13 protein-coding genes and 5 pseudogenes are annotated in these 23,316 nt (G+C 69.4%); 5 read left to right on the forward strand and 13 right to left on the reverse strand.

The genetic code is table 11. The features are described from left to right. Positions 1-225 precede the first annotated feature (225 nt). On the forward strand, positions 226-825 hold the full coding sequence (locus KM933_RS20610) for a DUF6461 domain-containing protein (RefSeq protein WP_221354288.1): 600 nt from the start codon (positions 226-228) through the stop codon (positions 823-825). A 264-nt stretch (positions 826-1,089) separates the two neighbouring features. Continuing rightward, the gene (locus KM933_RS20615; protein WP_221354290.1) at positions 1,090-1,677 is read left to right on the forward strand and encodes a GNAT family N-acetyltransferase; all 588 of its coding nucleotides are present in this window, start codon (positions 1,090-1,092) and stop codon (positions 1,675-1,677) included. A 65-nt stretch (positions 1,678-1,742) separates the two neighbouring features. On the opposite strand, the pseudogene KM933_RS20620 reads toward KM933_RS20615, so the two are convergent. Continuing rightward, positions 1,743-2,664, reverse strand: a pseudogene (locus tag KM933_RS20620) (IS110 family transposase); the annotation flags it as partial. A 236-nt stretch (positions 2,665-2,900) separates the two neighbouring features. Between KM933_RS20620 and KM933_RS20625 the strand changes: the two are divergent. Next, positions 2,901-4,181 (forward strand): annotated as a pseudogene (locus tag KM933_RS20625) (beta-ketoacyl-[acyl-carrier-protein] synthase family protein); the annotation flags it as partial. 801 nt (positions 4,182-4,982) lie between these two features. Here KM933_RS20625 and KM933_RS20630 read toward each other — a convergent pair. From KM933_RS20630 to KM933_RS20670, 9 genes and pseudogenes are all read right to left on the reverse strand, one after another. After that, positions 4,983-6,137, reverse strand: coding sequence for a serine hydrolase domain-containing protein (locus tag KM933_RS20630; protein WP_221354294.1), 1,155 nt, complete (start codon positions 6,135-6,137; stop codon positions 4,983-4,985). A gap of 197 nt (positions 6,138-6,334) precedes the next feature. Further along, positions 6,335-6,562 (reverse strand): annotated as a pseudogene (locus KM933_RS39470) (family 4 glycosyl hydrolase); the annotation flags it as partial. Positions 6,563-6,907: 345 nt separating this feature from the next. Next, entirely contained in the window at positions 6,908-9,220 is a 2,313-nt protein-coding gene (locus KM933_RS20640; RefSeq protein ID WP_221354296.1) for a beta-L-arabinofuranosidase domain-containing protein, read from the reverse strand. Between the two features lie 1,173 nt (positions 9,221-10,393). Next, positions 10,394-10,773, reverse strand: a pseudogene (locus KM933_RS20645) (RidA family protein). Positions 10,774-10,820: 47 nt separating this feature from the next. After that, positions 10,821-12,314, reverse strand: a complete 1,494-nt coding sequence (locus KM933_RS20650; RefSeq protein ID WP_221354298.1) for a carboxylesterase/lipase family protein — start codon at positions 12,312-12,314, stop codon at positions 10,821-10,823. Between the two features lie 2 nt (positions 12,315-12,316). Further along, a complete protein-coding gene (locus KM933_RS20655; protein ID WP_221354300.1) occupies positions 12,317-13,249 on the reverse strand; it encodes an MBL fold metallo-hydrolase in 933 nt (310 codons plus the stop codon). Positions 13,250-13,842: 593 nt separating this feature from the next. Next, the gene (locus tag KM933_RS39475) at positions 13,843-14,370 is read right to left on the reverse strand and encodes an FUSC family protein (protein ID WP_260333875.1); all 528 of its coding nucleotides are present in this window, start codon (positions 14,368-14,370) and stop codon (positions 13,843-13,845) included. Positions 14,371-14,632: 262 nt separating this feature from the next. Continuing rightward, complete coding sequence (locus tag KM933_RS20665) at positions 14,633-15,475, reverse strand: NAD(P)H-binding protein (protein ID WP_221354302.1); 843 nt, start codon at positions 15,473-15,475, stop codon at positions 14,633-14,635. Next, positions 15,475-15,918 carry a nuclear transport factor 2 family protein gene (locus KM933_RS20670; RefSeq protein WP_221354304.1) on the reverse strand — a complete coding sequence of 148 codons (444 nt, stop codon included), beginning with the start codon at positions 15,916-15,918 and terminating at the stop codon, positions 15,475-15,477. Before KM933_RS20670 ends, KM933_RS20665 begins: the two co-directional genes overlap by 1 nt. A gap of 126 nt (positions 15,919-16,044) precedes the next feature. On the opposite strand from KM933_RS20670, the gene KM933_RS20675 reads away from it, so the two are divergent. Then, entirely contained in the window at positions 16,045-16,872 is an 828-nt protein-coding gene (locus KM933_RS20675) for a helix-turn-helix transcriptional regulator (RefSeq protein ID WP_221354306.1), read from the forward strand. Between the two features lie 161 nt (positions 16,873-17,033). On the opposite strand, the gene KM933_RS39485 is transcribed toward KM933_RS20675, so the two are convergent. The 3 genes from KM933_RS39485 to KM933_RS20690 all read right to left on the reverse strand — a co-directional run bounded on the left by KM933_RS39485 (position 17,034) and on the right by KM933_RS20690 (position 22,064). Beyond that, on the reverse strand, positions 17,034-17,453 hold the full coding sequence (locus tag KM933_RS39485) for a nitroreductase family protein (RefSeq protein ID WP_308013476.1): 420 nt from the start codon (positions 17,451-17,453) through the stop codon (positions 17,034-17,036). 647 nt (positions 17,454-18,100) lie between these two features. Continuing rightward, positions 18,101-20,932, reverse strand: coding sequence for a helix-turn-helix transcriptional regulator (locus KM933_RS20685; RefSeq protein ID WP_221354308.1), 2,832 nt, complete (start codon positions 20,930-20,932; stop codon positions 18,101-18,103). 124 nt (positions 20,933-21,056) lie between these two features. Beyond that, a complete protein-coding gene (locus KM933_RS20690) occupies positions 21,057-22,064 on the reverse strand; it encodes a hypothetical protein (protein ID WP_221354310.1) in 1,008 nt (335 codons plus the stop codon). Positions 22,065-22,262: 198 nt separating this feature from the next. Here KM933_RS20690 and KM933_RS20695 point away from each other — a divergent pair. Continuing rightward, positions 22,263-23,024 (forward strand): annotated as a pseudogene (locus KM933_RS20695) (IS256 family transposase); the annotation flags it as partial. Positions 23,025-23,316: the final 292 nt, after the last annotated feature.

Genomic DNA, 23,316 nt, shown 5'->3' on the forward strand with positions numbered 1-23,316 from the left:
GCCCGCAAGACCGGTGAACAGCACGGACCCGCCTCAAGTACGAGCCACGTTCGAGGGCCTCGGACCACGGGGTAAATCGGTGAGGTCGCAGCTCTTCCCAGATGAGATCTCCGTGACTGTGCTCGTTGGTTGATCAGCCCGGCTACATGTCGACGTCTGCGCCTTGCGTCACAGCAAGCCCTTAGTCTGCCGGGAAGAGATGACCGCGATACCGGAGGGGTGCGGATGTCGGGCCCGGACTGGATGTACGGGGCAGACTTGCCGTTGCTGAGCATCACGTTCGCGCGCGATATCACTGCGCGGGAGCTCTTGGAGCGGATGGGCGCGCACCGCGATGACATCGCCGTGCGCAGCCAGGAGGACTTCGACGAGGAGTTCGGTGACCTTGTCTTCGATGACGAGGGCTACGTGGTCAGCGCCGGCCGGTACGGCGAGTGGGCCTGGGCCTGGGAGCACAGCAGCCGGTGGTGTATGGAGTCCGAGCAGTTGGTCTGTGACGTCTCGGCGGGGACGGCGGCCCTGGTGCTGCACGCCAACGAAAAGCCCATGGTGGAGATCCGTTATGCCGAGCAGGGACATCTGGTGACCGGCGTCAGTACACTCTTCGGCCTGGCGCCGGACGGGCGCGCCGGATCGACCCCCTGGCAGTTCGACCCGGTGCTGCAGTCTTTTGGAGCAGATCCCGCGAATAACGAGTACGGTCCGCTGGGCCTTCGAGGGCTGTTCTTTCGCCTCGCTGAAGAACTCGGGATCGGTCTGCCCCACGCCGATCTCATGGAGCGTCCGGTTCTCTGCACACAGTTAAATCCCCTCGGTCGCGAGTGAACGCGAGCACCAGCACCTCGCCGGCAGGAATACGGCCTCACCGCCTGATCACGACAATCACTCCAGCGGAACCACATCCACCCGAGATTTTAACCCTACGTAACCATGGAAGAAAAAGAACAAGCTGAACTTGCCATTTAACATCCGACACCGAGCGCGTTTCATCTATGGCATATTCAGCGACGCTGAAGTGCCAGGTCACAGGTTGGTTCGAGGGTGGGCAAAGGCTTGGACCTCGGGTACTGCAACGTGATCGAATAGGGGATGACATCGTTCTGGACGGGCAAGCGGGTACGTCTGCGCGGCATCGAGCCCGACGACTGGACCGCGTTCATGCGCTTCGCTGTGGACGAGGAGCGGTTGGGAGATCTACTGCAACCGCCCCGGTCCGCCGAGGACTTCCGCGCCTGGGCGAAGGGACAGGCTGTCGCCCGGTCCGATGCAGACTGCTTCGTGTTGGCTGTCGAGGCGCTCGATACGGGGGAGACAGTCGGCAGTATCGGCTCGCACCACGCTGATCCGCGTGCGGGCTGGTTCGAGTACGGCGTCACGACAGGCGCCGATCATCGGGGCAAGGGATATGCCGCGGAAGCAGTGGTGATGCTGCTGCGCTTCATGTTTGCCGAGCGGCGCTACCACAAGTGCCAAGCGCGGATCTTCGCCCACAACGAGGCGTCGCTGGCCCTTCACCGTCGGCTCGGCTTCGTGGAGGAGGGGCGCCTTCGCGACCACGTGTTCTTCGCCGGCCGTTACCACGATCTCGTCATGACGAGCATGCTCGCTGACGAATTCGCGCAGCTGCACTCGATGAACGAGCATCTGGATTTCGCCTCGAATGCATCTCGGACTTGACCTGCATTCTTTCAGCTCAGCGGACGCGAAGGTCGAACTGGATAAATGACTTCCCAATGAAAATGTCAGGCAGCCGCCGTGACTGATGGTGCAGCCTGACAGCACGCTCCGTCGCGGATCACCGTCCACAGGACGTTGGTTCTGCGCCGGGCGAGGGACAGCACGGCCTGTTTGTGCCTCTTCCCCTCCGCACGCTTTCGCTCGTAGTACGCCCGCGACGCGGGACACGACCGCAGGCCGGCCATGGACGAGAGGTAGAAGTCCCGCAGGAGGCCGCGGTGATAGCGGCGGGATCGACGCATGTTGCCGCTGACGCGTCCGCAGTCGCGTGGAACGGGTGACAGGTCGGCGAAGGCGGCAAGCCGGTCGGCCGTGCCGAAGGGCTGCATGCCGCCACCGGTCGCGGCGACGGAGGTGGCCCCGAGCACGGCGCCCATGCCGGGCAGGCAGCGGATCACCTCGGCGTGCGGGTGTTCGTGAAACCGGGCCTCGATGCGCCTGACGCCGCTGCGGCGGATCGCGGCCGGCGTCTGGTAACCGGTCGGCAGCAGAATCGGCCCCTTGTTGGTCGGGCTGAGCGAACGCTCCAGGACCGGGAAGATCTCCAGGAGCTGCTCCCGAAGCCGGTTGATCTGGCGGGTGCGGTCGTTGACGAGGTCGGTGCGACGTCTGACCAGAATCTTGAGGTCGACGGCTATCTCGTCGCCTGGCCGGAGCACACCGAGGTCCTTGCGCATGCGGGCCCGGTCGGCGACGACGAACGCGTCCTTGGCATCGGTCTTGCCCTGAGGCATCGGTCTTGCCCTGACCTCGGTAGGCAGTCGATGCCTGGTGAACGGCGAGTCCGGTCAGACAGACCATCGGCCGGCCATGACCTACCGGCAAACCGATGAGCAAGGCGGCTCCGCCGTGGTTGATGTCCACGGCCCAGAACACGTCCTGGGACAGTGCGAGTACGTCGCCGATCAGCTCCGGCAGCGCAGTCTCGGGGGGACTTGTGTCCTACGCCACGTCACGGAGGTGAACCGGCGGTGGCGCGGCTCCGTTGCTCCGGGTGGACCGGGTGAGCACCGGGTGAGCACCGGGTTGGACAGCCAGGCGGCGAGCCCGGTCCGCCCATCGTCCCCACAGACCCGTCGGCCCGTGCGCCGGGGCGTCCGCGTGCCGCCGACACGCACCTCCTCATCCGACCGTCATCCCCCCGAGCGAGCCCGGAGTCGCCCATGTCCACGAGGCCGTCCCCTCCCCTCCTTCGCCGCGTCGTCGTCACCGGTGCCGGGGCGACCACGCCCTTGGCCGGCGACGCGCAGTCGACCTGGAAGCAACTGCTCGCGGGACGGTCGGGAGTCATCGCCCTGGAGCACGAGTGGGCCACCGGCCTGCCGGTGCGGATCGCGGCGCCGGCCGCGGTGGACCCCTCGGACGTGCTGCCCCGGCATGTGGCCCGCCGACTGGACCGGGCAAGCCAGTTCGCGTTGATCGCCGCCCGCGAGGCATGGACGGACGCCGGATTCTCGGGCGCGGCCGGCGGGACGGGTCCGGGCGCGGTGCGGGCCGACCGGCTGGCGGTGGTGATGGGCACCGGCGTCGGCGGCGTGTCCACCCTGCTGGACCAGCATGACGTGCTGCGTGAGCGGGGGGCGCGGGGGGTGTCGCCACTGACCGTGCCGATGCTGATGCCGAACAGTCCGGCGGCGCAGATCGGTCTGGACCTCGGTGCGCAGGCGGGTGTGCACACCTTGGTGAGCGCCTGCGCGTCGGGCGCGGAGGCCGTCGGCCACGCCATCGACATGGTGCGTACGGGCCGCGCGGACGTCGTCGTCGCCGGCGGCACGGAGGCGTGCGTCGTGCCGCTGAACCTCGCCGCGTTCGGGAACATGAGGGCGATGTCGCGGCGCAACGACGATCCGGCGACCGCGTCGCGCCCCTACGACAAGGGCCGGGACGGCTTCGTCCTCGGCGAAGGCGCCGGCGTGGTCGTGGTGGAGAGCGTGGAGCACGCCGAGCGGCGCGGTGCGCGGGCGTACTGCGAGGCGCTCGGTCAGGGCCTGTCCTCCGACAGCCACCACATCGCCCAGCCGGAGCCGACCGGGCGGGGTGTCGCCGCCGCGCTCCGGCAGTTGCTGGTGAGCGGCGGCATCTCGCCGTCCGAGGTGGTCCACGTCAACGCCCACGCGACGTCGACACCGCAGGGCGACCTGGCCGAGATCAGGGCGCTGGAGCAGGTGCTGGGCCGACATCTGCAGCAGGTCGCCGTGTCCGCGACGAAGTCCATGACGGGGCACCTGCTGGGCGGGGCGGGTGGTGTGGAGACGGTGGCCACCGTGTTCGCGCTGCACCACCGCACCGCGCCGCCGACCATCAACGTCACCGACCTGGAGGACGGCATCGACCCCGGTCTCCTGTCCGCGTCGCCGCGCGCCCTGCCCGACGGCCCGGTCGTCGCGCTGAACAACTCCTTCGGTTTCGGCGGCCACAACGTGGTCCTGGGCTTCCGCGCCCTCGGCGAGGTCGCGCGGGGCCCGTACCCGGCGCAGGGCGTCGAGGACTTCCTGCGCGACATCATGACCTCCACGCCCGACACCCCGCCGCCCGCCACCCCGGCACCCGACGCACCCCCGGCGCCCCCGCGACGGGCTTTCCCGCAGCAGTCCGAGAACGGAACGGATCACGCCGTGATGCGCTGAACCCGAGCGGGGAAGCGGCCGTGGAGAAGCAGCGGCGGCCTGGGCCCGACAAGCCGTGGAGAAGCAGCGGCGGTCTGGGCCCGGCAACCCGAATCCCGGGCGAAGGGGGTAGGTATACGGGCTTCTCCGAGCTGGAGACCCCGCCCCGGGCGGCACAGGGGTGCGACCGGGGCGAGCAGTCAAGTACGGCGCCGTCTTCCACCGACCGTTCGGGGAGATAGGCCATGAACAGCTTCGGCGCCCTCTCCCCCGCGCCCGGGGCGGCCGGCGCCCCCGGGCGGCGCCTGATCGTCCTGGCACTCGTGGTCCTCCTCTTCCCGTCACGGACGCCTGCCGCAGCCTGGCCGACGCCTTCCGCGCCACCGCCTCGGACGGCCCCGACCTCGCGGGACTCGCTCCCACCATGCGCCACTGGGCGCTCGAAGACTCCCGGGCCGTCGCCCGCCGACCGAGCGCCACGCGCACGGCGAGCAGGTCGCTCGCGCTCCGGTGCGTGACCGGCAGCATGCTGACGGTGCCGGACACCCCGCGCGGGCTTGCTTCCCGCGCCGCCGGTCGAGGAGCAGTTGGTCGTCACTCGCCCGTTGCCGGGCGCGGGTCCCTCTGCCCGGTGAGGTCTCAACCGCAGAAGGCGGTGTCCACGGCGGACATGACTGCCTTCGACGCCTTGGCCGCGTCACCGAAGGTTCCCGGCTGCGCGGTCACGGCGAGTCCGACGGAACGGCCGTCGTCGGTGGCACCCCCGCGGGTCTCGAAGCCGTCGATGTCTCCGCCGTGCCCCCAGTACACCCCTCCGCAGCTCAGCGGAAAGCTGACGATGCCCAGCCCGTACCGCCATCCGGGCATGACGGGCACGTCGACCGTCCTGCGCATCTCGGTGAGCTGGCCGGGCGGCAGCAACCGGCCCTCGACGAGGGCACGGCTGAACTTCGCGAGGTCGCTCGGTGTCGAGATCAACTGACCGGCGGCCCCGCCCCAGGACGGATCCATCGTGGTCGCGTCGATGACGTTGCCCTCCTCGGCATTGCCGATCGCATACCCGTGCGGGTGAGGACCCCGGATGGTCTGGTCTCCCGGCTGGGGCCAGTACGTGTGGCGCAGCCCGGCCTTCTCGATCACACGGTCGGTGATCTGCTCCTGTACCGGGCGCTCGGTCACGCGCTCGATCAGCAAGCCGGCCAACAGGTAGTTGGTGTTGCTGTACGCCCACTCGCTACCGGGCGCGAAGTCCGCAGGGTGGGCCAGCGCCGCGGAGAGCAGGTCGTGGGGCTGGAAGAACTTGTGCTGGACGTCCTCGAACTTGTCCATCCCGATATGCGCGACATAATCGGGGAGACCGCTGGTGTGCTGCAACAAGTGCCGTACGGTTATCGCCCGTGCGTCGATTCCCTCACCGCGTACCAGTCCGGGCAGGTACCTCTCGACGGGCGCGTCCAGCTCGACCTCACCCTCGGCCACCAACTGCAGCACCACGACCGCGGTGAACGTCTTCGTGTTGCTCCCCGCCCGGACCATGCCGTCATGAGGGACAGGAACCTGGGCATGAAGCCGGGACGAGCCGGCGACCAGCGACGTCGTCTCGCCGTCCTTGTGCACCCAGGCCATGGCCGCCGGGAACTTCTGCTGCGCCACCAACGCGTCGACACTCCGCTGGAGTGCCCCCTTCGCGGGCTGGTCCGCCAGTGCTCCAGTGGTCAGTACGGAACCCACCAGCCCCGCGGCCGTGAGCAGCACCGCGCTTCGGCGCGTCGTCGACCTGGTCTTGCTACGCATCGGTTCTCCTTCGTCCAGAGCAGCACCTTCAATGATGTGCAAACTCCGTGCGCAGGTCAGGGGTGGTAGCTGCCCGGTCTCGGGTAGGGCCAGCCACAGCACCGGGTGATCGGTGGAGCACCGATCCGGCGCCTGAGGACGCGGCGGCGCGGCGGCAGCCGGGGTTGCTGCCGCGCCGATGTCCGGTCACGGTTCCGGGCGGCCTCGCAGGCCCGGCTCATCGCGGCGTGCCCGATGTGCCGGGAATCGTCCTCGGTCGCGGCCCGTGCCACCAGGTCGTCGGCGCTGAGGTGAGTACGGCTGAGGTAAGTACGGTTGAGCGCCGCCATCTGGGGTGGCAGGCAGCCGGCGCGGGTGGGCCGGACACCCAGCGGGTCCACCAGGCAGGGCACCTCGACCACGCCGTGCGAGGGCAGGTCGTCGATACCCGCCCCGCGGGCCGGATCGAGGCTCCACCGTGGTCTGCCTCGACGCCAAGAAGTCGACACTGGACCCCGACGGCGGTGCAGCGGTCGCCCGGCCCGTCTCCGAAATCGAGTAGCGCCTGAGCCTCGCGGGTACGTGGCAACGCTGCCGACGCCCCGACGGAAGCCAGGGTTCCGTGGTCCAGGACGCCGCAGCGGGGCCGACGGCGGACGCTCCCTCCGGGCTTCGGTGAGCCGGCCGCCTCAACGGGCCGGAAGGCCGGTCGCCCGGCGGGGGCACCACAGGTTCGCTGTTTGGCCTGGCCGGCAGCGGTCGCCTCGCTTCGCAGGTGCCCGGCCGGACGGTCAGACGCGTACCACGCGCCACCGGTTGTCGGGGGTGCCGTTGTCCGAGTCCTGGACCGCGAGCGCGCCGACGGCGGTGGAGCCGCCCGCCACGGCGAGCAGCTTGCCGCTGTGCACGTTGCGGATCTTGACGGTTCCGTCCCCCTGGTCCAGCAGCGTCCATCTGTGGTCCGCGGTGCCGTTGTCGGACCACTGGAGGACGGGCGCGCTGTCCGCCGTGGACATGTCCTGCACGCCGAGCACCTTGCCGCTGTGGGCGTTGCGGAAGCGGACCGCGGAGCCGTCCTCGACCACCTCCCATAGGTGGTCGGCGGTGCCGGAGTCGTTCCATTGCAGGGCCCGGCCGCCGTCGGCCGTGGACATGTCCTGGATCCCCAGCACGAGGCCGCTGCCCGCGTTGACGAGGCGGACCCGGGCAACGCCGCCGGTGGTCCAGTAGACGGTGTAGTTGTGTCCGTGCGCGTCGTGGAACGGTCCCAGAGGGACGGTCGAGCCGCCCGCGGTGACGGTGAAGGCCAGTGGGCCGCCGCCGGTCCTCGTGACGGAGGAGGTGTCCAGCGTCGGCAGGGACGTCAGGGAGGTGTTGCCGTAGTTGCCGGACAGGACCACGGGTCCGTAGGTGACCGCGACGACGTTCGCGTTGTCGGGCGCCGCCCGTATGACGATCCGCATGGGCAGACGCACGGTGACCGTGTCGCCGGCGGCCCAGGTACGGGTGAGGACCGCGTAACTGCCCGGAGTCGTGGCGATGTCCTGCGCCGTGCCGTTGACGCTCACGGTGGCCCCGCTGGTCCAGCCGGGAATGCGGATGCGCAGGGTCCAGGTGCCGGCGGCGGCCCCGGTGATCCGGAGGTTCGTGGTGTCCCCCGCCGGGAACGACGTGGTCTGCGTGACCGTGATCCCGCGCTGCGACCAGTCGAGCACCGAGGGCACGAACAGGTTCACGGTCAGGGTGCTGCCGTTGTGGAAGTAGACGGAGTCCATCAGCCTGGTGTGCATCTCCAGACCGGTGCCCTGGCAGCACCAGAAGGTGCCGTAGTCGGTGCTCCAGGTGCCCCCGCCCCACGCCGGGCCCACTCCACGCCGGCCTCCGGGGTTGAGCGGGGTGAAGTAGGTGACGTGGCCGTGGGTGTCGGCCGGGTTCTGCTGGCCGATCATATGGTTCAGCCATGCCTGCTCGTAGAAGTCGAACAGGGCCGCCCGGTCCGGGGTGAGCGCGAACAGTTCACGGGTGAGGGTGAGCATGTTGAAGGTGTTGCAGCTTTCGCACGTGTCCTGTTTCAGGTGGGCTGCGATGGCGTTGGGTGCGCGGAAGTGCTCCGCCTGGCTGTTGCCGCCGATCGCATAGGTGTGCGCGCCCACGCAGATGTTCCAGGCGTTGGTGGCGATGTCCCGGTAGCGGGTGGTCCCGGTGGCCTTGTACTCCCGGACCGCCCCGATCCACTTCGGGACCTGCGTGTTGGCGTGGAGTCCGCTGAGCCGGTCCTGGCCCGCGGCCAGGGGGTCGAACACCGCGGCGTGGTCGAAGCGCCGGGCGGCGGTGAGCCACCGTGCGTCGTTCGTCTGCTGGTAGAGGTCGGTCAGGACGGTGTTCATGCCGCCGAACTCGGTTCCCAGCATGGTCTGCAGTTGCTGCTCGGTCAGCCGGCCGGTACGCCGGTCCACCCAGCCGGCCAGGGCCAGCAGCACGTCCCGGGCCTGGGTGCTCCCGATGAGCCGCCACACGTCCAACAGGCCCGCGAGGGTCTTGTGGATGGTGTAGTACGGCACGTTGCCGTTGGTCAGGGTCCGTTGTTCGAGGGCGGTGAACTCCGACTCCGGGTAGCCCGAGAGGTACCCGGCGCTGAATCCCGCGGCACTGTTGTTGGCCTGGCACCGGGCCAGTTCCGCGACCATGTAGGTGGCCTTGTCCCTGCACGTGGTGTCCCCGGTGACGGCGTACACCTGTGCCCACGCGGTGAGGAAATGGCCCTGGACATGCGTACGGAAGGGGAAGTCGGGCGCGTCCCAGCCGCCGTTGGCCGCGGCCCCGCCGGTCGGCAGCCTGTGGTTGGCGCGGAAGTTGCGCAGCAGCCGGTCGGTGTCGACGAACCGGAGGTAGTTGGCCGTGCGGTTCTGGTTGTCCAGCCACCGGCTCGCGGTGAGCCGGACCTGGCCCGCGTCGAAGGGATGGGCGGACACCCCGATGTCGGCCCGGGCCGGGGGAACGGCGGCGCGGGCGGGCGACGCGCCGGTCAGGGGACCGGTGGCGGAGACGACCGCTGTGGCACCGGCGAGCTGGAGGAGGCGCCGTCTGTTGACCGAGGAGGACATGGTGCGGCCCTTTCTGTGACCGGACGGCGCCCGCCTTCTGGTCGGCACCGCAAGTGATCCGTTCGCCGGAGGGGCCGGCGCTCCGCCCGCCTCCCTTGATCCACCTTGGTTCGCAATATCGAACATAGTCCCGTACGTCGAACACGGAGAAAGCTAGAAGGGGCATGACAAGTCGTCAACCCCTTGTGCCGGATGCGTTCGGTGGGGCGGGAATCCCTCGCGCCCCGGTGGGCGACCGGCGTCGGCTCACGGGCCGTCCCGGACGGATTTCCGAACGACCCCGGCTATGTGCGCGAATCTGCCAGAGGTAGCAGAACAGGTGGAATGGTCACCACCGAGGAGCACCGCCGGTTTCCGCCGGGCGTGGGCGGTCGCAAGTGCCGGAGAACTCAGGGTGCTCCCACGAGGGCCCCACCCCTCCTCCCCCGTCGGCGGGGCCGCCTCGCGCTCGAACGCCGTGCCCCGCACGGGCAGCCAGGACCGACTCCGGCCGTCCTGCGTTCCGCAATCCGCAAACTCGCCGCCTGTCAGCGGTCGGCCTTCCCTGGCGAAGGCCCGTTGGAGGGTACGCGGGGAGACGTTCAGCTCCCGGGCGAGAGCCGAGGGGGACAGGTCGGGGCCGGTGAGCCGGCGATCGGCCAGGTCCCGCGCGCCTTGGGCCAGGGCCGACGACAACAGGGGCTCCACGCCGTCCGGGACGTGGACGAGTTCGCCAGGGCGGAAGCGTTCACAAGGGTGGATGACCTGTCCGGTGGGTGGCGGTACAGCGTGCCAGCGTCCACAGGCCGGCGGGCCCCAGGTCGTCGACCGTGTGCTGGATGCAGCGGGCGACCGCGTCCGACAGGGGCGGGCGGGACGTGGGCGTTCAGGAGGCCGGCGCGCACCTCGGTGGCCGCGCTCACGTCGCCCGGTTGCAGCGCGCCCAGCGGCAGCGAGGTCGCTGCGTGAAGTACGCGCCCGTAGACGCGCCGTGCCGGATGAGGACCGGAGGGCGGTGCAGGGCGCCCCGACAGGGAGCACAAGGCGTCCAGCAGCTTCACCGGCGCAACCCTCAGGTTGACGCATGCCCTCGACAGGCGATCATCCATCGCGTCCCCCTCCTCTTTCAGGGATGGAGGCCGGTCTGGCGCGGCCCCGGGGACCGCGCCAGACCGGCCTTGCCCTGTAGCCGAGTCAGTCGTCCAGGACTGCCAGGGCGTCGATCTCCACGAGCAGTCCCGGAGGGAGCTGCATGTAGACGGTGGTGCGGGCGGGGAACGGTTCGCCGACGGCCGCCGCGTACGCCTCGTTCAGCTCGGGCAGGTGGGCGGGGTCGGTGAGGTGAGCGCGGAGCCCATGACGTCCTCCGGTCCGGCGCCGGCCGCCTTGAGTACGGCGGTGACGTTGCGCAGGGCCTGCGTGGTCTGCTCGGCGACCGTGGTGCCGGCGACCGCGCCGGGGGCCGGGTCGAACGGGAGTTGCCCGGAGACCTGAAGGATCGGGCCCTTGCGGATGCCCCGGGACGGCGGGGCTGCCGGAGTGGGTGCGTTCTCGGTGGTGACGGCGGTTTTCATGGTGTGTCCTTGACGGAAGGGCGCACAGAGCGATCCGTACGACGGGGTCAGGCCCAGGCATGTCGTTCCTGGCTGCGGGGGTCGTCGACCTGGGTCCACTCGGCGTCGATGTGCATCGTGGTCCGGCGTGTGGTGTCGTACTGGCCCCAGCCGGGGTTGCCGGTCCTGGCGAAGCGGATCCATGCCTCGTGCGTGCGGGTGGCGAGGTCCCCGGGGGGCTTGTCGGGGCCGAGCAGGGCGCTCTCACCCGCCAGCTGCGGGAGTTCGGCGATGTCGAAGACGAAGGGGAGCTCCATCGTGTGGGTGGCGCCGAGGTCTCCGCTCAGGGCCTGGGAGCGCCAGGCGAACTCGTAGCTGAACGTGGCGGACCGGGGGTGGGCGGCGTGGGCGCCGACCAGGGCCCAGCTGCCTGCTCCGAACAGCGCGTCGCCCATGATGGCCGACCGCAGCTCACCGAAGGACGCCTCGGGGCGGGTGGTGCGGTACGTCTCCACGAGCTGCGCGGGCTTCGGGTGCGAGCGCGCCGCCGTGTCGTCGACATCGTCGGCGGTCGAGGCGGCGTACTTGTCCACCGGGACCAGGTAGAGGTTTCCCTCCTCGGCGTTGGTCCCGATGAGCAGGTCGACATCAGCGCTCAGGCCGGCGCCGACGGAGACGGCAGGCTGTGTGTCGAGCACCAGGCTGAAGGGGCTGAGGCCGATCAGCGGATCGTGGTGTGTCTCGGTCTGCAGGTCGATGCCCGCGAGCCGGGAGGCGGCCTCCACCAGGCGCTCGTCGGAGATGTCCGCGAAGGCGTCGGTGTGCGGCTCGATGCCCAGTTCCTCGGCCGCGGCCTTGGTGACACGGGCGGCCTGCTCGGAGGTGAACGCCCCCAGACCGCTGCCGCTCTGCACGATCGCCCGGCGGAACAGGCCTGCGGCCTCAGGGGTGGCGAGGATACCGCCGACGACGGTCGCCCCGGCCGACTGGCCGAAGAGGGTGACGTCGTCCGGGTCACCGCCGAAGGCGGCGATGTTCTCCCGCACCCAGCGCAGCGCCGCGACGACATCGAGCAGGCCGCGGTTGGCGGGCGCCCCGGGGATGTCGAGGAACCCGGCGATGCCCAGCCGGTAGTTGAGTGTGACCAGGACGACGCCGTCGCGGGCGAAGGCGGAACCGTCGTACAGAGCGGACCGCGTCGATCCGGCGACGAAGCCGCCGCCGTGGACGAACACCATCACGGGCAGGCCGCTGTCCGCGGTGGTGGGCTGGAAGACGTTGACGGTGAGGTAGTCCTCGCCACGGCTCCAGCCGGCGCCGAAGTAGGGGGCCATGTCGATGCTGCCGAGCTTCCGCTCGGACTGCGGGGCGTTGGGGCCGGGCACGGTGGCGTCCCGCACGCCGTCCCAGGGCTCGTGCGGCTGCGGCGGGGCGAACCGGCCGGCGCCCATCGGAGGAGCGGCGTAGGGGATGTTCAGGAAGGTGGCGGTGCCGTTGTCCTGACGGAGACCGCGGACGGCTCCCTGGGCGGTGGTGACGACGGGCTCGGGGTCGTGGCTCACAGCTATGCCTTTCCGGGGCGTCGGCCCTGCTCGGGGTACGGGGCGAAGGGCGCCCAGCCCTTGATGTCGAACGTGTTGCCGTTACGCGCGATTTCGGCGGCACCGTGACCGCCCAGGTGCGCAGGGATCAGGAGCGCGTTGTTGTCGGCCGCCCAGCCCAGCACCTTGCGGCGGGTGGCGCGGGCGCCCGCGGGGTCCTCGCAGAAGCAGCTGTTGGCGTCCGGTTCGACGATCTGCACCGGGTTGTGCAGCAGGTCACCGACGAACACCGCGCGGTCCGTCCCGGAGCTGAGGGTCAGCACGGAGGAGCCGGGAGTGTGTCCGGGAGCCGCGTCCAGGCGCAGGTCGGCGTCGATTTGATGGCTGTTCTCCCACAGCAGCGTCTGGCCGGCCCGGTGCACCGGGGCCACGCTGTCCTCGAAGACGTTCTGGTTGCCGCGGCCGGGCAGCGGCTCGTGGCCGTTCGCCGGGTTCCAGAAGTCGAAGTCGTCCTTCGGCATCAGATAGGTGGCGTTGGGAAAGGTGGGAACCCAACTCCGCCCGTCCAGGTACGTGTTCCAGCCGACGTGATCGATGTGCAGATGCGTGTTGATCACGATGTCCACGTCCTCGGGCTGGACACCTGCCCGGGCGAGGTTGGCCAGGAAGTCCGTCTCCAGGTGGCTCCAGACCGGCGCGTACGGGCGCTCCTTGTGATTGCCCACACCGGTGTCGACGAGTATGGTCTTGCCTCCGCTGCGCAGCAGCCAGGTCTGGATCGCGGAATTCACGATGTTGGTCTCGGAGTCCAGGAAATACGGGGCCAGCCAGTGGACACCGTCCTTCCAGACTTCCTGCGAGCTTTCCGGAAAGAAGGCGTGGGGCTCCATTTCGACGGACCCGTAATACTCCCAGACGCGGGTGATGGAGACGTTGCCGAGCGTGATCTGTTCCATGTTATTTCCTTGGAGTTCGCAGGGTTCATCCAACCGTACTAGCGGCTTCAGCGGGCTCGGTATCCGTCATGCGACTGCACCGGCGTGTACGGCTCCGGACAGGGGCTTTTCCTCCTGCAGGCCAATTGAAAGGCGAGGCGGCTCCCCGTTTCCAGTTCCGTTCCCGGATGCCTCATGGATGAGCGCGTGGCCACCTTGCCGCGTTCACGAGACGGCAACCGGATCCGTATGCCCGCTTGTCGGCCGTGTCGTGTGCGGCGGCTGTCCCTGCCTTTCACGCCGACGGCTTTGATGCCTGCAAACCAGCAAAATGCAGGGGGTTGCGGTCACCCCGTGATGCGTTCTGGCGGGTGTCAGACGACTTGGGCGTTGCATTGGTCCTGGAGATCGACGCAGCGCACCGCGGCAACCGGGGCCGGCCCGTGCGGCGACGGGATGTCAACGCTCTCGGGCGGGACCATGGTGGTGCGGCCGGGGTCCGGGACGAGCGGGTCCGCAGCTCGCACCAGCGCGGTCAGGGTCGCGTCGAGACGACTGATGTGCTGCTGCGGGCGACACTCCGGCGACGGCCCGCTGCGGCTTACGCGCGGCTCCTACGAGAGCAGGGACAGTGCCCTGACGACTCTGGGGCGTGCCGTGTGCGAGGAGAATCCCGGTCGATGGCCGGTGACGCGGATCAGGTGGGCCACGGTCTCGTGTGCACGGTCGGCCGCGACAGTGCGGCGGGAGGCGCGTTCCGAAGCATGGCCCGCTGGGGGACGCTCGGCCGTGGCGGCCAGGCTCCGTGCGTGGTACGCGCCGGCCTCAAGGAGTTCCAGCAGGTGGCGGGTGTGGTGCCGTCGGCCGCGCTGCGGGTTGAGCGGATGGGTGAGAGACAGGCATGCCTTGCGGAAGGACTCCGGTGACTGGTCGAGGTCGTGTGCCGCGCGTACCCGGTTCGCCGGGGTTTCCGCGTCCGTGCTTCCTGACGCGATGGCCTGAAGGAGGCGGTCGAGGACGCGCAGGAAACCGACCAACTCCTCGTCACCGGCCCGGCGGACCGTGGCGGGAAGGACGAGGGCGGCGGCGAGGATTCCGCAGGTCACTCCCAGTGCGGTCTCCTGGACACGCAGAAGCAGCACGTGCGTCGAGAAGGTGCCATCAGCGCGAGCAGCATGCCGAGTGTGCCGGTGATGAGGAGCGTCACGGCCCAATAGGCCCATGACGGGGTACAGAAGATCCCGAACATGCACGGCAGGAGCAGGATCAGGAGGACTGGACCGTCTCCGCCGACCAGGGCGGCGAGGCCGTAGCCGGGAATCACGCCGACGACAGTGCCCGCCGGCCGCCGGGCACTTTGCAGCAGCGGTTCCCACTCGATCGCACATCGTTACTGTTCAGGCACTACTGCGTCCACTCGTACGCGTGATCAGAGACGAATTCGGCAAAGGCGCGTGGCGGACGGCCGGTCAGTTCGAGCACCGCAGTGCTGATCTGGTCTTCGCGTCCCTCATTGATTCCGCGCTCGACGGCGGCAAGGGCGTCAGCGAACTCGGTTGGCATTCCTGAGGCACGGTAGGCGTCGGCCTGTTCCTTCTCCGTAATGTGCTCCACCCGAACTTGCCTGCCGGTCTGCGCGGTGATGATCTGCGCGGCCTGTCGATAGCTCATCCCGTGCGGCCCGGTGATCAGGTAGTCGCTTCGAGCGTTCACCTCCAGGTCAGCCAGCAGCGCGGCAGCACTGGCCGCGATGTCCCGCGCATCGACCCACCCCAGTTCGCCGTCACCGGCTGCGGTGCGGATCTCACCGAGTCGATGGATGTGCTCGGCCAGTGGGTGCGGGCGCAGGAAATTTTGCATGAAGCCGGACGCGCGGAGTACGACACCTCCGGGCTGAGCCCGAACCTGAGCGGCCATCTCCACAGCGCTGGGCGCGTTCGGCAGCACGATGGCGGAGCCGAGCATCACGAGACGCCGGATACCGGCCCGCTGCGCTTGGCGCAGGAAGGGCTCGACCAGCGGCAGCGGGTCCACACTCTCCACCGGCGGAAGCAGGAAGACCCGGTCCGTCCCGTCGAGCGCAGGTCCATATGTGGTCGGGTCGTTCCAGTCGAAGCGGATCGCCTCAGGATCGGCTGCGGCCGGGTTCCGGCTGGCGACCCGAGCCTGCACATCAGCGTTACGGAGCACTTGCACCAGCGTCTTGCCGGTCTTGCCGGTCCCTCCGGTCACGAGCACTCCGGACATCAGGCGTCCTTCCTTTCGAGGGAGTCGATCAGTCCGGCGAGACCCCCGGCAGCGGCGGCGGCCGACAGCGGGCTCCAGTAATCCCGGAACAGAGCGATCAGCCCGTCGCGGACCGTGAGAACCACGATGTAGTCCAGGCGGTAGGGCTGGGAGGTGGCCACGGTGCGGCCGGTGGCCGTCCACTCAACCACGACGGTGTCCGTTTGATCCGTGGGCCGCACGGTAAGCGTGGCCACCTCCTTCATGTCCATCAGCTCCGGATAGTGAGCGAGGTAGGCGCGTACCTCCTCACGTCCGTGGAGAACGCGAGGGGAGCTCCCGGCTGCGAAAGGGAATTCCGCAATCCCGTCAGGCGCCCACAGATCTGCCACGGCATTCATGTCTTTGGCCAGCATCAGGTCGATCATGCGGCGAAAAGTTTCCTCAGGCGTGCTGGACACCATTTCTCCTCGTAGTCAACAAACCGGCCAGACCACCATGCACAGCAGATTTGTGGGCACGGAAGGGACAGCTGAGCCCCGGACCAACAGTGCGAGGCTTAGCTGTCCCTCCTATGACAGCATGGAGAAGTGAGCAGCCAGGAACTCGCAGACTTTCTCCGCCGCCGCCGCGAGGACCTGCGACCAGAAGACGTGCCGGCCGAAGCGACGCTTCCACCAAGCCAGCGCGCCCGTCGCACACCCGGACTGCGCCGCGAAGAGGTGGCCGCCCTGGCACAGGTGTCGGTGAGCTACTACGAACGACTGGAACAGGCACGGGCACCCAGGCCCTCACCGCAGGTACTGTCTGCACTGGCGACGGCTCTTCAGCTCACTGAAGCAGAACGTGACCATCTGGCCCGCCTGGCCGGACAGGTGCTGCCGGCAGAGAACGACGGCACGCCAGAGCACGTACCCGAGGATGCCCAACAGCTGCTCGGCAGACTTGACGGCATCCCCGCCTACATCGTCAACCACCGGCAGGACATCGTCGCCTGGAACGCAGCAGCCGCAGCTCTGATTACGGACTTCTCTCGTCTCACACCTGACGAGCGCAACCTCACGCGCATCTCGACGAGATTCCGTGACACCCTCTGCACCGGCGCGCCCGGCTCGGAGTCCGATTTCTCTCAGCAGGCAGCCGCTGAATTGCGCGCAGCCAGCGTTCGGCACCCCACAGATAACGTGCTCGCAGAGCTAATCAACGAGTTCGCAACCCGCGATCCAGATTTTGCGAGCAGCTGGTGCAACCACGCTGTGCGCCCCGTGCCCAGCATGCGAAAAAACCTGCACCACCCCACACTGGGCGAGCTGGAAATCGACCGGCACACCCTCAGCCTGCCCGGCTCAGGTTTCTCCTTGGTGATGTACACGGCAGAAGCCGGCAGCTCCAGCGCCGCTGCACTGAAGAGCCTTTGACCGCCGCCGCCACGGAAGCCACCGCGTCCGCCGACGTTGGGTCGCGCGGGTGGAACGTAGCCTCGGGACGGAGAACTGCCCACTCCGGAGCTTCACGCGCATGTTCCGAGTAAGCCCAGGGCAGCCGTGTGCCGGTGCCGCGCCACGCTGGCGCGACCCGATCAACGTGCTGCACCCGCGCAGGTCCATGCCTTCTCCACGGTGGAACGTACCCCCTTGCCGTCCGCGGCCCGAGGACCGGGAACGGTCGCCGCGGTGAGGCCGAGGCGGGTGTCCGTGTCGAGGTTCACCTCACCGTAGGGCCGGACCTGCGACACGGGACTCCACTGGTGAAGGCTCGACGATGTGGACGCCGACCGGGCGGCTGCCACCACCGTCTCCAGAGCGCCGTTGGGCAGCGGCTCGTCGGTGAACGCGCGCACTGAGCGGTGCGCGAGCAGCGCTTCGATCTGCTCGTTCCAGATGATGTTCTCCGGCGTCGCCTGCTGCCCGTAGCGGGCTTCCAGGAGTGCGTCCCGCTGCCACGAGTCGGTCGTGGCTGTCCTTCCGTCATCCGAGTCAGATTCGGTTTCGGCAATCACCAGCCGGCCCGGTTCATTCCCCGCTGTGGTGGCCTGTCGGCAAGAAGCTGGACAGGGCCCTGGGCCAAGAGCTGCGTACGGCTTCCGTCGAGGTGGAGGGGAGCCGTCGGACGAGTAGGTGAGCAGCCGGTGCCGGCGGAGTCGTCGGCCCGGGCCCGGGCGATCCGGAGCCGCGTGATCCACAGCTGCCAGAGCATTTCGCGGGTGGTGTCATGGCTGGTGGCGTCCGAGGGTGTCACCGTGGTCGTCACCAGGAGTCCGAGGCGGCGACCGCGATGTGTCTCTTGCGGCCGTTGATTCCCTTTCCGGCGTCGAAGCCGCAGGCTCTGGAGTCGCAGGGGCATCGTCGCGGCCGGTACGGACCCGTCGGCGGAGCTGGTCGGCCGACAGGTATCTGCAATCAGCCGTGACTTCACAGCCGCCGCCCCGGGGCGGAATCTGGTCGGTGTCGTCACCGACATCCCCACCGACGAGGGCTGGCTGTATCTGGCGACGTGGCTGGACCCGGCGACCCGCGAGATCGTCGGCTACTTGACGGCCAGCCCCCACCGTGCATCCCCCGTGGCCGACGCACTGACGATGGCACCGGCCGCAGAGGCATCCAGCCCGGCTGCATCGCGCACTCGGGTATTACGAGGAAACCGCACTCAGCCCTGGACGCCAGTACCCGACAGGATGCCTTCGACCACGTCGCGGAGTTGTGAGCGGGCGGTGATGCCCAGCTTGGGGAACACCCGGTAGAGGTGAGAACCGACCGTGCGCGGTGAGAGGAACAGCTTTTCCCCGATCTCACGATTCGTCAGGCCACGGGCCGCCAGCTGGACGATCTGCTGCTGCTGGGGGCTGAGTTCGGCGAAGGCAGTGGGTACGACGCCGCCGACCTCGATGCCGGCGGCGCGAAGTTCTGCCCGTGCCCGCTCGCCCCACGGCCGCGCGCCAAGCCGCTGGAAGGTTTCGAGGGCGGCGCTCAGCAGCGGACGGGCCTCGGTGATACGGCGCTGCCGCCGAAGCCATTCCCCGTAGTCGAGCTGTGTCTGCGCCCGTTCGAACGGCCACTGCTCACCTGCGGGTTCCTTGAGCGCGGCGCGGAAGAACAGCTCCGCGTGCTCGGGTTCCGCCAGCAGGGCGCGGCCCCGGTCGATCAGTGTCCTCACCCGTGCAGACATGCCCGTACCGAGGCGCCGCGCCGACCGCTCCAGTAGCTCTGCGGCGTCCTCCTGTCGTCCTCGGCGGACGGCCGCCGCCGCCAGTTCGGCCAGGAGGGTGTAGGAGACGTGGTAGTGGACCGGATCGCCGTCATCGGTGAACGCGGAGCGGAACTGCGTGTACGCGGTGTCGTAGTCGCCCTCGGCCACGGCCGCCATCCCCAGGGCCCGACGCGCGAAGACCGCGACGGAGCGGCTCTCCAGCGGATCGACGAGAGCCAGGGCTCGTTCGACGAGCCGACGTGCGGTGGCCGGGTCGCCCAGCAGAGCGACCACCGTGGCATCGAGTGCGTGAGCACACGCCTCGGCATGGTCGAGTCCGGCCGACGATGCCATGGCCGCGATGTCAGTCGCCACCGAGCGGGCCTCGGCCCATCGGCCCTGCTCCAGGCGGGTCCAGCCGGCCGCGCACCCCAGTCCGTCCGGCAGCCGTCCACGGGCCTGCCACTGGTCGGACGCCTCGTCGAAGGTCCTGGCGGCGAGGGTGGTCTGGTCGAGCAGCCAGGCGGCGACGGCCAGCGCGGTCAGGCGACCGGCGTCGCCCTTGGCCTTGGCGATGAGCCCGGGCAGGGCCGGTGTGAGGAAGGCTCCTGCGCTGCTGGGGTCGGAGACGGCCAGGACCCAGGCGCGCAGCGCCGCTGCGGCGGCATCGTCGGGCATGCGGGAGAGCAGGCTCTGGATCTGTCGCTGCTGGGACTCCTCGCCCGAGTAGTAACGGACCACCGCCGCCGCGGCCAGCGCGTCGAGAACGAGGGGCGACCGGGCGTCCGTCGCCTCGTCGGCGACACGCATGAGCAGAGCGAAGGCTGCTGTGTGATGGGAGCCCAGGGACATGAGCTGTCCGGTGGCCAGCGCGGCTTTGCCCAGCAGTGCCTGGTCGTCGGTGCATTGGCGGACTGCGGCGGCCAGTTGTTCCACCCAGCCGAGTTGACCGGTGAAGACGGCGGTGGTGGCGGCTTCGGTCAGAAGACGCGCCCGGTCCTCGCGGCGCGGGCTGAGTTCCGCGGCGCGCTCCTGGGCCGCGGCCGCGGCCGCGAAGCCACCCCGGCGCCGGGCCCGGTCTGCCGTCTGCTGCAGTGCGGCCGACACGTCCTGGTCGGGGCGTACGGTCGCGGCGGCGAGGTGCCAGGCGCGGCGGTCGGGCTCCTCGCGCAGCAACTCCGCGAGAGCGAGGTGGGCCCGGCGGCGTTCCTCGAACGACGCGGCATGGTAGATGGCGGAGCGGATGAGCGGGTGACGGAAGGAGATTCGGGATCCGTCCTGGCGTACGAGACCGGCCCGGTCCGCGGGTACCCATGCCTCGTCGTCCGCCTCGGGAAGTCCCACGGCCGCCGCCGGAGCGTCCGCCGCGTCGGCGGCCGCGAGCAGCAGCAGGATGCGGCGGGTCGGTTCCGGCAGGTCCGCCGTGTGCCCCGCGAAGATCCGCTCCAGTCGGTCGGTGACCGGCAGCGGGCCCTGCACGCCACTGCCCTCGGGGTGCCGGATCGCGGTGACGTGGGTCAGTTCCACCAGGGCCAGTGGGTTGCCGGCCGCCTCCTGGAGGATCCGCACCCGGGCTCGGCCGGTGGGCGGCGTGGGTTGCCGGTCCAGCAGTAGGTTGGCCGCCGCAGCGTCCAGCGGGCCGAGTTCGAGGCGCTCGTATCCCTTGTCGAATCCGGGCAGGGCGGCCGCGGTGCGGACTCCGACCAGCAGCGTGACAGGCTCGCTGTCCATGCGTCGCGCCACGAACGCGAGAACGTCCAGTGACGCGCGGTCGATCCACTGGGCGTCGTCGACCACCACCAGCAGCGGGGCGGTTTCCGCCAGGTCCGACAACAAGGTCAGGACCGCCAGACCGACGAGCATTGCGTCGGGAGTCTCCGCACGCTCTTCGAGCCCCAGGACGGCTCGGAGCGCGGAGCGCTGCCGCGACGGCAGTCCCTGCGTTTCAGCGAGTACCGGGCGCAACAGCTGGTGAAGACCGGCGAATCCGAGGTGCGCCTCGGATCCGCTCCCCACCGCCCGCAGCACTCGGCCACCCGCGCCCCGTGCGCGATCGGCCGCGAGGTCGAGCAGCGTGCTTTTTCCGGCACCGGGGTCACCCGTGACGATCAGAACGTCGCTGTGGGACCGGTCAGTGCCCACACGCCGGATGATTTCTGCGGTCTCGGCCTCTCGGCTCACCAGCGCCGGACCGGAATCACGCGTCGAGCGCTGGTCCCCACGAGCCCTTCCATCGTTCGAAAGGCGACACTCCGGTCGATCTCGGCATCCGGAATCCCTTGCTTGAGTCATATTTCCCGAAAGGGCTTGAGGTCGCGGTGTGGAACACGCAGCCCGTGTCCCTCGACGAAGTACCGAGCTCGCCGGCTCAAGCCTTCAGGCGCCTGAGGAATCACCGGCACCCGGGGGTCTGCCGTCACGGTTGCCGCCTCTCGTACGGAGAGGTTGGTACGGCCGGGCGCGGCGGTGCGGACGGCTGCGGAGCGCGGGACCAACGGACGGGGTCGCCGCCGGCGCCGCCGGTGAGCCAGGAGCCGTCGCCCAGGGGCACCAGCTCGTACGGGTTGCTCGCCTCGACGGTGAACTCGGCGCTGAGGGTGCCCGTGCGTACGTCGACCAGGTGGTGCCGGAACCACTCCTCCTCGTCCAGACTCCCACCACCCAGGGTGACGATGGCCGTGTCCTCGGTCAGGTAGCCGCCGCTCCATTCCACGAAGGACTCCTGCGGGTCGTACCCGAAGGCTTCGACGGGGAGGGTGAAGAGCACGTCCCCGTTGGGGTGGTCGTGGAAGGCGACGTCCGCCTGCCCGTGGTCCACGGTCATGAACTGGCGCCCGGACGGCGCCAGGCCGATCAGGCAGCGGTCCTGCCACGGGTACGTCACGAACTCCGGCTCGCTGCCCGCCCCGACCGTGCCCCGGAGAATGACGGAGCCGTCCTGGCCCTCACCGATGTCGAGGTAGACGCTGCCGTCCACGGGATGCAGGTGGTGGAAGGCGCCGTGCCCGACCGTCTCCAGCTCGCGGCGGGCGACGACCACGCCGCTGTCTGCGCCGTGCACGACCCACTGGTCCCCGCCCCCGCGGCCCGCCATCGCGTCCGGCCGGTAGACCCACACCGTCCGCCCGTCCAAAGACAGCGCACAGCCGGGCCGGTGGCCATGGCGTACGTCAGAGTGCGGTTCGAAGTCCGAGGCCCACAACAGGTCGCCGGCACGTGTGAGGCAGACGACTGCGTTCAGCGTCGTGTACACGACCCGCTCCAGATCCTGCCGGACCACCGACGCCACGACCTCCTCGCCGTCCCGCGGCTGGAACACCGCTGCGGGCTCCAGCGTCCCGTGGACGCCGGCGCCCACGACGTAGGCGTGGATCCGCCCGCCGCGGAGACGCGTGATGACCTTCGGTGGCGTCTCAGGAATCATCCGCTGAGGCTAACCCTCAGCTCGGGCCGCTCAGGAGCCGGGGCCGTGTGCGCCTGAGCAGGGAGTGTCCAATAGACGGCGGATCCGATGATCAGGGAGACGCCTGAAGTGAGCGAGACCATCAGCGAGCACGAGTCGGTGGAGGAGCCGGTCGTCGAGTCGGCCGCGGAGGCGGTGTCGGACGAGCAGTTGATCTCGATGCTGGTCGACCCGGTCCGTTCCGACGGGCTGCAGCTGACCGGCGAGGGAGGGCTGCTGCAGCAGTTGACCGAGCGGGTGCTGGAGTCCGCCCTGGAGGGCGGGATCACCGACCACGTCGGCTGTGACAAGTACGACGCAGCCGGCCGGAACAGCGGCAGCTCCCGTAACGGCACCCGTTCGAAGACCGTGCTGACCGACGTCGGCCCGGTCGGGGTGAAGGTGCCCCGCGACACGGCCGGCACCTTCGAGCCGCAGCTCGTGAAGAAGCGGCAGCGCCGACTGACCGGCGTGGACGAGATGGTGCTGTCGCTGTCCGCGAAGGGCCTCACACACGGAGAGATATCGGCTCATCTCGCCGAGGTGTACGGCGCGGAGGTGTCCAAGCAGACCATCTCCACGATCACCGACTCGGTGATGGAGGGCATGGCGCAATGGCAGGCCCGACCGCTCGATCGCGTCTGTCCGGTCGTCTTCGTGGACGCGGTCAACGTGAAGATTCGCGATGGCAAGGTCGCCAACCGGCCCGTCTGCGTCGCGATGGCCGTCACCGGCGAGGGCACCCGCGACATCCTCGGCATCTGGGCCGGTGACGGCTGCGAGGGCGCCAAGCACTGGCTCCAGGTCTTCACCGAGCTGAAGAATCGCGGGATTGAGGACGTCCTCATACTCGTCCGCGACGGACTGAAGGGCCTGCCCGACGCCGTCGGGACAGTCTGGCCCCGAACTGTCGTCCAGACATGCATCGTTCACCTGAGACGATGCGCTGGAAGGCGCCACTGAACGCCTTCCACATCGCCTTCGAAGGACGCCTCACCCCCACCACCAGCCACTGACCCCCAACAACCAAGATCAGCCGTTGACTGGACACACCCCCGCCAACGACTGTGGGTGCCCGGTCGGGTCGTCCGGCGCTGCGGCCAAGGCCGCGACGGAGCCCTGTGGCTGCGTGCCGGCAACACCTGGCTGCGCATCGAAGCACGAGCACCCGCCGTTCCCTCGCCGGTCGATGTTCAAGTCACTCGGCAGTGGTGGTGCCGGCCGGCGGCGCGGC

The organism is Streptomyces beigongshangae (assembly GCF_019710745.1).
GTDB classification, from domain to species: domain Bacteria; phylum Actinomycetota; class Actinomycetes; order Streptomycetales; family Streptomycetaceae; genus Streptomyces; species Streptomyces beigongshangae.

Excerpts from the sequence above, each read along its gene's own strand:
- KM933_RS20610 (WP_221354288.1), top strand. The coding sequence starts at position 226 with ATGTCGGGCCCGGACTGGATGTACGGGGCAGACTTGCCGTTGCTGAGC.
- KM933_RS20615 (WP_221354290.1), top strand. The coding sequence starts at position 1,090 with ATGACATCGTTCTGGACGGGCAAGCGGGTACGTCTGCGCGGCATCGAG.
- KM933_RS20630 (WP_221354294.1), bottom strand. The coding sequence starts at position 6,137 with ATGCGTAGCAAGACCAGGTCGACGACGCGCCGAAGCGCGGTGCTGCTC.
- KM933_RS20640 (WP_221354296.1), bottom strand. The coding sequence starts at position 9,220 with ATGTCCTCCTCGGTCAACAGACGGCGCCTCCTCCAGCTCGCCGGTGCC.
- KM933_RS20655 (WP_221354300.1), bottom strand. The coding sequence starts at position 13,249 with ATGGAACAGATCACGCTCGGCAACGTCTCCATCACCCGCGTCTGGGAG.
- KM933_RS20665 (WP_221354302.1), bottom strand. The coding sequence starts at position 15,475 with ATGTCCGGAGTGCTCGTGACCGGAGGGACCGGCAAGACCGGCAAGACG.
- KM933_RS20670 (WP_221354304.1), bottom strand. The coding sequence starts at position 15,918 with ATGGTGTCCAGCACGCCTGAGGAAACTTTTCGCCGCATGATCGACCTG.
- KM933_RS20685 (WP_221354308.1), bottom strand. The coding sequence starts at position 20,932 with ATGACTCAAGCAAGGGATTCCGGATGCCGAGATCGACCGGAGTGTCGC.
- KM933_RS20690 (WP_221354310.1), bottom strand. The coding sequence starts at position 22,064 with ATGATTCCTGAGACGCCACCGAAGGTCATCACGCGTCTCCGCGGCGGG.